Annotated in this window: 11 protein-coding genes; 6 read left to right on the top strand and 5 right to left on the bottom strand. The window is 68.7% G+C overall.

Annotated features, from left to right (window positions below):
- On the bottom strand, nt 1-880 hold an 880-nt coding region (locus tag AOZ13_RS06385; protein WP_148294569.1), incomplete at its 3' end, for an aldehyde dehydrogenase family protein.
- A 173-nt stretch (nt 881-1,053) separates the two neighbouring features.
- On the opposite strand from AOZ13_RS06385, the gene AOZ13_RS06380 reads away from it, so the two are divergent.
- Nucleotides 1,054-1,440 (top strand): DoxX family protein, encoded by a 387-nt coding sequence (locus AOZ13_RS06380; protein ID WP_020222237.1) that lies wholly within the window; start codon nt 1,054-1,056, stop codon nt 1,438-1,440.
- 38 nt (nt 1,441-1,478) lie between these two features.
- Here AOZ13_RS06380 and AOZ13_RS06375 read toward each other — a convergent pair whose 3' ends face one another.
- The 3 genes from AOZ13_RS06375 to AOZ13_RS06365 all read right to left on the bottom strand — a co-directional run bounded on the left by AOZ13_RS06375 (nt 1,479) and on the right by AOZ13_RS06365 (nt 3,246).
- Nucleotides 1,479-1,712, bottom strand: a complete 234-nt coding sequence (locus AOZ13_RS06375) for a helix-turn-helix transcriptional regulator (protein WP_324603102.1) — start codon at nt 1,710-1,712, stop codon at nt 1,479-1,481.
- 67 nt (nt 1,713-1,779) lie between these two features.
- Complete coding sequence (locus AOZ13_RS06370) at nt 1,780-2,340, bottom strand: NAD(P)/FAD-dependent oxidoreductase (protein WP_020222235.1); 561 nt, start codon at nt 2,338-2,340, stop codon at nt 1,780-1,782.
- Between the two features lie 156 nt (nt 2,341-2,496).
- Entirely contained in the window at nt 2,497-3,246 is a 750-nt protein-coding gene (locus AOZ13_RS06365; RefSeq protein WP_020222233.1) for a pirin family protein, read from the bottom strand.
- Between the two features lie 138 nt (nt 3,247-3,384).
- On the opposite strand from AOZ13_RS06365, the gene AOZ13_RS06360 reads away from it, so the two are divergent.
- The 3 genes from AOZ13_RS06360 to AOZ13_RS06355 all read left to right on the top strand — a co-directional run bounded on the left by AOZ13_RS06360 (nt 3,385) and on the right by AOZ13_RS06355 (nt 4,641).
- Nucleotides 3,385-3,801: a Rieske (2Fe-2S) protein gene (locus tag AOZ13_RS06360; RefSeq protein ID WP_020222232.1), complete on the top strand. Its 417-nt coding sequence runs from the start codon at nt 3,385-3,387 to the stop codon at nt 3,799-3,801.
- 12 nt (nt 3,802-3,813) lie between these two features.
- Nucleotides 3,814-3,939, top strand: coding sequence for a hypothetical protein (locus AOZ13_RS15260; RefSeq protein ID WP_267879173.1), 126 nt, complete (start codon nt 3,814-3,816; stop codon nt 3,937-3,939).
- A gap of 81 nt (nt 3,940-4,020) precedes the next feature.
- Complete coding sequence (locus tag AOZ13_RS06355; protein WP_020222230.1) at nt 4,021-4,641, top strand: TetR/AcrR family transcriptional regulator; 621 nt, start codon at nt 4,021-4,023, stop codon at nt 4,639-4,641.
- Nucleotides 4,642-4,707: 66 nt separating this feature from the next.
- Here AOZ13_RS06355 and AOZ13_RS06350 read toward each other — a convergent pair whose 3' ends face one another.
- Entirely contained in the window at nt 4,708-5,646 is a 939-nt protein-coding gene (locus AOZ13_RS06350) for an FAD-dependent oxidoreductase (protein ID WP_021780126.1), read from the bottom strand.
- 256 nt (nt 5,647-5,902) lie between these two features.
- On the opposite strand from AOZ13_RS06350, the gene AOZ13_RS06345 reads away from it, so the two are divergent.
- Together AOZ13_RS06345 and AOZ13_RS06340 are read left to right on the top strand one after the other, a co-directional pair.
- Entirely contained in the window at nt 5,903-6,667 is a 765-nt protein-coding gene (locus tag AOZ13_RS06345) for an FAD-binding protein (protein ID WP_020222765.1), read from the top strand.
- A gap of 159 nt (nt 6,668-6,826) precedes the next feature.
- Nucleotides 6,827-7,276: a metal-dependent transcriptional regulator gene (locus AOZ13_RS06340; protein WP_044958480.1), complete on the top strand. Its 450-nt coding sequence runs from the start codon at nt 6,827-6,829 to the stop codon at nt 7,274-7,276.
- Nucleotides 7,277-7,565 lie beyond the last annotated feature (289 nt).

Raw genomic sequence — 7,565 nt, 5'->3', positions numbered from 1 at the left:
TCGAGATGCACACCTGCCCTTGATGCACGAACGAGCCGAAGGTCGCGCCATCGACGGCGCGATCGAGGTCGGCGTCCGCGGTGACGACGTGGGCGTTGTTGCCCCCGAGTTCCATCGCGGGCACCGCGAGGTTCTCGCCCGCCAGTCCCGCGACGTGTTGACCGACTTCGGTGCTGCCCGTGAAGGCGACGACGTCGCTCTCGGGGTGGGAGGCGACGCGATCGCCGATGCTCGACCCGCGCCCCGTCACGACGTTCAGCACGCCGTCGGGGAGGTCGGTCTCCGCGAAGAGCTTCGCGAAGAGGAGGCCGCCCGTGATCGGCGACTCCGTCGAGGGCTTGAGCACCACGCTGTTCCCCGCCGCGATCGCCGGCGCCACCGCCCGCATCGAGAGGTTCAGCGGGAAGTTCCACGGGCTAATGACCGTTACCACACCCTTCGCCTCCCGCTGCACGAGGTTCTCCTTTCCGGGGACGTTCGAGGCGGCGTGCTCGCCCTTCATCCGTCGCGGTAGCGTCGCCGCCTCCTCGACGTGGTCGTCGGCGATTTGGATCGACGTCTCGCCCATGATCTCGGAGCCGCCGATCTCGCGTGCGAGGAGGTCTTTGACCTCGTCCGCGTTGTCCCGCAGCGCCCTGCCGAACTGCTCGACGACCGCTTGCCGTCGCGCGGGCGGCGCCTCGGCCCACTCCTCGTGCGCGCGGGCCGCGGCCTCGTAGGCGGCGTCGACGTCCGATTCGGTCGCCGCGGGGACGGTCGCGATCCGCTCGCGCGTCGAGGGGTCCTCGACGTCGATGGTGTCGCCGCTCTCGCTCGCGCGCCACTCGCCGTCGATGTAGAGCGCGTCCCAGTCCGCGTCGATGGAGAACTCGGTCGTCATTCGTATTTGACCGTATGGTCTACCGACGGAAAAGGCGGGAGGAGGGGGAAGTCGTTACCGATTCACGCGGGGAGACGCATCCGGTCGGAGGGCGACGCGTTTCGGGTCGCGCGCGGCGCGGCGCGTCACGGCACGGGACACGCTTTTGGTGCCGCCGCTGGAACGCGGACGATATGGAATCGACGACGGACGACGCGACGTCGCTCTCACGGCTCGGACGGATCGCCCTCGGTCTCGGACTCGCACTGCAGGCCTCGGAGGACTTCCGCGATATCGAGGGGACCATCGACTACGCCGACTCCGCCGGCGTCCCCGTGCCGTCGCTGCTCGCACCGCTCGCCTCCGGAACGATGGTAACGGCCGGCATCGGCATCGCCCTCTGGCGGCTCCCGCGACTCGCGACGGGCGCCGCCGCGACGTTCCTCAGCGTCGTCACGCTCACGATGCACGACTTCTGGAACGACGAGGAGGGCGAACGGAGCGGCGATCGACTCGCGTTCTTCGGCAACCTCGCGATGCTCGGCGGCGTCCTGATCGCCCTCCGCGAGGCGTGGCGGTAGACGGAATCGAGGGGGAGCGCGCCCGCGCCGGACGGACGCTACTCGTCCCCGTCGTCCGCGAGGCCGTACAGGTTCTGTCGGGCGTCGGGGATGTACATCTCCTTCTCGATCACGTCGTGCTCCTGCAGCCGTTCGAGCGCCTCGCGCGTCGTCCGCTGCGAGAGGCGCGTGCGTTCGATGATGTCCTTCTGCGTCAGCGCGCCCTCGTGTTCGAGCACCTTTAGGACGAGCTTCGCGCTCGGCGGTAGCTGTCTCGTCGTCTCGTCGTTCATCGTGTTTGCCATCGGTGGTTCCGAACGTGATCGCGGCGCGATTTTGCTGACCCGACGCGTCCCCCGCTCAGAGTTCGGGGACGTCGTCGGGAACGTCGAAGTCGTGGTAGTACTCGCCCTTCTCCTTCGAGAGGATGTCGAGGACCGCGGAGGCGCCGTCGCCGGCGGCGATGACGGCCTGCCACTTCGTGTCGCGACCCATCGCGCCGGTCGCGTAGACGCCGTCCACGCTGGTCTCCATGTCCACGTTCACGTCCACGACGTCCTCGTCCGTGAAGTCGCAGCCGAGATCCTCGGCGAGGGATCGGTCCGCGCCCGTCGCGAGCACGACGTAGTCGGCCTCGTACGTCTCGTCCGCGGTGACGACGAACGCGTCCCCGTCGGTCTCGATCGATTCGACCGCGGTGTCCTCGCGAACGTCGGCACCCCGGTCGCGGGCCTGATCGCGCGCGATCAGGAGGAACTCCTCGCCGCTGATCGAGCGCACGGCCGGGTAGTTGAAGAGGTGCGCGCGGTTCATCCACGACTCGCCCGTGTCGAAGACGACGGTTTCGAGGTCGTTCTTCGCGGCGAACTGCGCGGCGCTGAGACCGGCGGGACCTCCGCCGACGATTGCGACGTCTGCCATACTCGCAACTCGATTCGCCTCCCTAAAGAGCTTTACCATCTGGTAAATACGACCGGTGGTCGTCGGCCGATCGGGAGCGCGTCGCGACCGGCGAGACCGTCGAACGCGACCTCGACGAGCGCGTGTGCGTCCGCCACGACGCGCTGGCCATCCCGCTCAGAGGACGACGGGACCGCGCTGTCGGATCGGTTCCCCGTGCGGCCGGCCGGCGACCGCGACGAGTCGGAGTTCCCCGTCCGCCTCGACGGCGACGTCGCGCGCGTCCGTGACCGGGAGGACGTCGCCCACGGCGAACGCGCCCCCATCGACGCTCCCCTCGCCCGCGACGCCGTAGAGGAATCCCGACCACCCCTCGGGCATCGACCACGTCCACGCGTCGGTGACGCGGACGTCGAGGTACTCCATCTCCGTGCGGAGTTCGAGCGGCGACCCGTCGCCGACCACGGTCGTCACCGTCGCCCCGTCGCGCTCCGCGGTCGGGAGGTCGGCCGCGCTCGCGTCCTCGTAGTCGGGGTCGGCGTCCTTCTCCGATCGCGAGAGGTTCACCCAGAGTTGGAGACCGTTACACGCCGCCCCGTCCGCGGGGAACTCGGAGTGTCTGATGCCGGCGCCCGCCGTGATGCGCATCGCCTCGCCCTCGCGAGCGACGTGCTCGACGCCGAGGGAATCGCCGTGCTCCATCCCGCCGTCGATCATGTACGTGACGATCTCGAAGCCCTCGTGCGCGTGCATCGGAAATCCCGTCTCTGGGTCGATGTAGAAGCGTTCGAACAGGACGAAGGGGTCGAGGTGGTCGGGATACGCCTCCGACGGGAACGCCCGGTTCGAGCGGACGCCGGTCCCGTGTCGAACGGACCGACCGGATACGGGTTCACCGCGGCCGCGGGGCGCCTCGTTGCGTGCCATACGCCGCGTAGGTTGACCAGATGGTAAAGGCTGTCGGGTCCAAGAGACGGCGACGTGGACCCCGCTTCGGGTCGGCGTGGGCCGTCACGCGCCTCCCGGACAGCACGCTTTTGAGCGCGTCGCGCGTTCGTTAGCCGCATGGTCGATGGCACGGAGATCGCGACGGTCACCGACGTCCCGGAACTCGGATCGTACCTCTTCACCGCAGAGGACATGTTCACGAACGAGGAGGAGGTGATCCTCGTCCGGTGCGACGACGATCCCGGCGTCGAGGCGTGGGTCAACAACTGTCCGCACGAGAGCCAGCGCTTCGATCGCGGGGAGGGCGCGCCGATGCGCGACGGCGAGATCATCTGCCCGAAACACGGGTCGCTCTTCGACGGCTGCACGGGCGAGTGCGACAACGGGGAGGCCGCGGGGACGACGCTGCCGTCCGTCGAGATCGCGGTCGAAGACGGCGTCGTCTACCTCACGGACGACGACTACACGTTCCTCCACGAGGGGGGACGCGAGGACGAGGAGGGACCGGGATCGACGTCGCACCTCTCGTTCTGAACGCGATCGGCGGTGCGTGCCGCCCCGCGCCGAGCACGGGGCGAGGACCGGCAACATCAACTTCTATCTCGGTCGTACGTCCTCGCCTCGTTCGCGGCCGACGGCCGGCTCGTCGGTCTCGGCATCGGTCTCTTCTGACGGCACACCGACATCGGCGCGATCGGCGCCGTCGGGTTTCACCTCACAAATCGTATAAGGCTCTCAACCCTACGATACGGTATGACCGGGTCGAGCACATCCGAATCGTCTGTGGACACCAAGGAGGCGATCATGGAGGCGACGTTCCGCGCGCTCAGCGAGCACGGGTACAGCAACCTCCGCGTGCGCGACATCGGTGAGGAGTTCGAGAAGAGCCGCACGCTCATCCACTACCACTTCGACGGGAAGCACGACCTCATCTCCTCGTTCCTCGAATACCTCGTCGGGCAGTACGAGAGCGATCCCGAGGTGCCCGCGGATGCCGACCCGTGGACGGTCCTCGACGAACGCCTCGATCAGTGTCTCTTCGGTCCCGACGTCGGCGACTTCGATCACTGGGAGCGCATGCGCGTCTACCACGAACTGTTCTCGCACGCCCGCCACGACGAGCGCCACCGCGAGGCGTTCAACGAGCACTACGAGACGCTCCGGGGGAACATCACGCGCGTGCTCGAGGCCGGAATCGAGCGCGGCGTCTTCGCGCCCGTCGACGTCGAGGACATGTCGCAACTCATCACGGACGTCATCCACGCCGCGCGCGCCCGGAAGATCTCGCTCGGCCACGACGACGCGCCCGCCCAATCCCGACGCGCGATCGACGAGTTCGTCCTCACCGCGCTCGATCCGGACGACGAGGCGTGACGGACGCGTCGCGACGCGCGCGTCTCCCGATCGGAGCGCGATCGCCGCCCGTCTGATCACACCCGTTCAGGACTCCCCGCCCGACTCGCGCTCGGCCTCGATCTCCCGTGCGGCCTCGAGGATGTACTCGTCGTCCACGTGTTCGAGGAGGCGCTTCTGGCCGCGCTCCGCGCGCGCCTCGATCTCGTCGGCGTCGCGGTAGGCGTCGAATCGACGGTCGATCTCGCGCTCGCGGAGTTCGACGACGCGCTCGTCGTCGAGATCGAGGTCGGCCGGGGCGCGCTCGGCGAACCACTCGCGCCACCGGTCGCGCTCCGCCCACTCGCCCGCGAGTGCGGACTCCCGACGCACCCAGTCGTAGTGGTCGGCGACGGCGTCCGGGTAGCCCCGATCGCGGCGGGCGTCGGCGAGGAGCGCCCGCGCGGTCCGCGCGCCCTGCCCGGCGGCCATGACGACTTGCGCGTCCGCCATCGACGTCGGCGACGCGACGTAGACGCCGTCGGTCGACGTGCGGCCGTCCCCGTCGGGATACGATCGATCGAAGTGCTCGTGGGTCTCACCGTCGTGCTCGTGCGTCTCGAACATCGCGTCCGCGTCCCCGATCGGCCGGAGGTAGTCGGCGTCGTAGCGCGTCGCGGCGACGACGTACCGCGCCGTCACCGCGCGACCGTCGGCCGTTTCGATGACGAACCCGTCGTCGATGCCGGTGGCGTCTGCGGTGTCATCGGTGTCGGCGACGTCGACCGATTCGACCATGTCGGAGACGAGGTCGGCGCCCGCCTCCGCGACGTGATCGTGGAGCAGGTCGTAGAACGTCTCGATGTCGATGCCCGCGGGGAAACCGGGGTAGTTTTCGAGGTACGCGCAGCGCTGGAGGGAGGCGTTGCCGCGGTCGAAGACGGCTGTATCGAGACCGTAGCGCGCGGTGAAGACGGCCGCGGAACAGCCGGCGGGACCGCCGCCGACCACGACGACGTCGTACGCGTTGCGCGCGCCGTCGCTCATCTCGCGTCCCCCCCGTTCGGCGTGGGTCCGAGCACGGCGAGCGAGGACCCACCGGAGTACCGATCTCGCTCTCGTCGCACCGCGTTTTCGACGTCCACCATGATTTAGGATTGCCTAAAACGGTGGGTGGGCTTCTATCTGTCGGAAGAGCGCGTCGCGGCCATCGTCAACCGGAACGCCCGACGCCCGCCGCCGCGTTATTTTGGCCCGCCTAAATATCGGAACATCTATGGTGGCACGAGGCGATCGATCAGGTATGACAGCCGACGGGATGGAACGGGACGAGCCGTCGCGACAGGACTACGGCGTCATCGTCGTCGGCGGCGGCGTGGCCGGTCTCTCCGCCGGCACGTTCACCGCCCGACACGGACTGGAGACGCTGATCGTCGATGCCGGGGGGTCGATCCTCCGACGGAACGCCCACGTCGAGAACTACCCGGGGTTCCCGGCCGGCGTCAATTCGCGACAGCTCCTCGATCTGATCGGCGAGCAGGCGTCGGGTGCGGGGTGCGAGCGCGTCCGCGGAGAGGTCACGCGCGTCGAGACCGCCTCGGACGGCTTCCGCGTCGAGACCGCCGACGGCGATACCTGCTACACCGAGTACGTCATCGCCGCGACGAAGAGCGAAACGGGCTATCTCGACGGAGTCGAGGACGTCGGGATCGTCGAGCGGGGGAAGACGTACGTGGACACGGACGAGCGCGGGCGGACGGCCGTCGATGGGCTGTACGCGGCGGGACGACTCGCCAACAAGCCCCATCAGGCCGTCGTCTGCGCCGGCCACGGTGCGGAGGTAGCGGTGACGCTGCTGGAGGACGACGACCGGCCGTTCTATCACGACTGGGTGACGCCCGACGGCTACTTCACCGATCGCGGACGCGACCTCCCGCCGGGGTGCGAGGAGATCGACGCCGACGAGCGCCGGGAGCGCGAGCGGGAGTCGCTGGAGACGATGCGCGAGCGCTTCGCCGAGCCGCACCCGGACGAGCAGATCACCCACCCCAGTCTCGAGGAGGACTGAACGCGTGCGCGCGTCCCGAGCGGCCCGCGGCCGAACGCTCGCCCGGCGATCAACGGCGGGCGTCTGCGCGTGCGGAGCCTCGGTCCCGGTGACGCCGACGACTGCCGCGATGGCGCGCGATCGCGTCGGGGGCGTCGAAACGGGGGCGCGCGGACCGCGATGAGCGGGGACGATCGATACCTGCTGGCCGTCTACATCCTCGAACACCGGCGGGAGCCGCCGATCGAGAGCAGCGCCGTCGCCGAACTGCTCGACGTCTCGCAGGCGTCGGCCACGGAGATGTTCCAGCGCCTCGACGATCGGGGACTCGTGACCTACGAGTCGTACGCGGGAGCGACGCCGACGGACGCGGGCCGCGAGCGCGCCGACTCGCTCCACGAGACGTACGTGACCGTCTCGTGGTTCTACCGGAGCGTGCTGGATCTCGACTCGCACGAGGCGGAGGCGATGGAGCTGGCGGGGCTGGTCAGCCCGAGCGTCGTCGAACGCCTCGCCTCGACGCTGCCGCACGAGGACGCCGCGATGGAGACCGTAGAATCGGCGGAGGGAGACCGGGACGACAGCGGGTCCGAGACCGACAGCGGTCCCGATTCCGACGCCGCGGAGTGACGCGACGTCCGGTACGTCCGCATCGAATGCGAGCTACTCGTGGGACACGATTGAGCGGACGACGGACGACCGAGTCGTCAGAGTACGTCGGACGAGTCCGCCGAACGATGCGCGAGAATCGCGACAGCGAGCGCCTGCCCGGAGCATTGAGCGCGGTCTCACGTAGATCGGCGTGAGCAATCGGGCGGCCGTCCCAGTATCGTCAGGATATCGACGGCTGTCACGTCGCATAGCCAGCATTGTTTTAGGCCGATCTAAAAGTCGAAAGCGCTATTATGTTTTAGGCCAG

This window comes from Halarchaeum acidiphilum MH1-52-1 (assembly GCF_000474235.1).
Classification (GTDB): Archaea; Halobacteriota; Halobacteria; order Halobacteriales; family Halobacteriaceae; genus Halarchaeum; species Halarchaeum acidiphilum.
This window is presented reverse-complemented; position numbering and strand designations above follow the sequence as displayed.

Coding starts and splice junctions, on each gene's coding strand:
- AOZ13_RS06380 (WP_020222237.1), top strand. CDS start 1,054: ATGGAATCGACGACGGACGACGCGACGTCGCTCTCACGGCTCGGACGG.
- AOZ13_RS06375 (WP_324603102.1), bottom strand. CDS start 1,712: ATGAACGACGAGACGACGAGACAGCTACCGCCGAGCGCGAAGCTCGTC.
- AOZ13_RS06370 (WP_020222235.1), bottom strand. CDS start 2,340: ATGGCAGACGTCGCAATCGTCGGCGGAGGTCCCGCCGGTCTCAGCGCC.
- AOZ13_RS06365 (WP_020222233.1), bottom strand. CDS start 3,246: ATGGCACGCAACGAGGCGCCCCGCGGCCGCGGTGAACCCGTATCCGGT.
- AOZ13_RS06360 (WP_020222232.1), top strand. CDS start 3,385: ATGGTCGATGGCACGGAGATCGCGACGGTCACCGACGTCCCGGAACTC.
- AOZ13_RS06355 (WP_020222230.1), top strand. CDS start 4,021: ATGACCGGGTCGAGCACATCCGAATCGTCTGTGGACACCAAGGAGGCG.
- AOZ13_RS06350 (WP_021780126.1), bottom strand. CDS start 5,646: ATGAGCGACGGCGCGCGCAACGCGTACGACGTCGTCGTGGTCGGCGGC.
- AOZ13_RS06345 (WP_020222765.1), top strand. CDS start 5,903: ATGACAGCCGACGGGATGGAACGGGACGAGCCGTCGCGACAGGACTAC.
- AOZ13_RS06340 (WP_044958480.1), top strand. CDS start 6,827: ATGAGCGGGGACGATCGATACCTGCTGGCCGTCTACATCCTCGAACAC.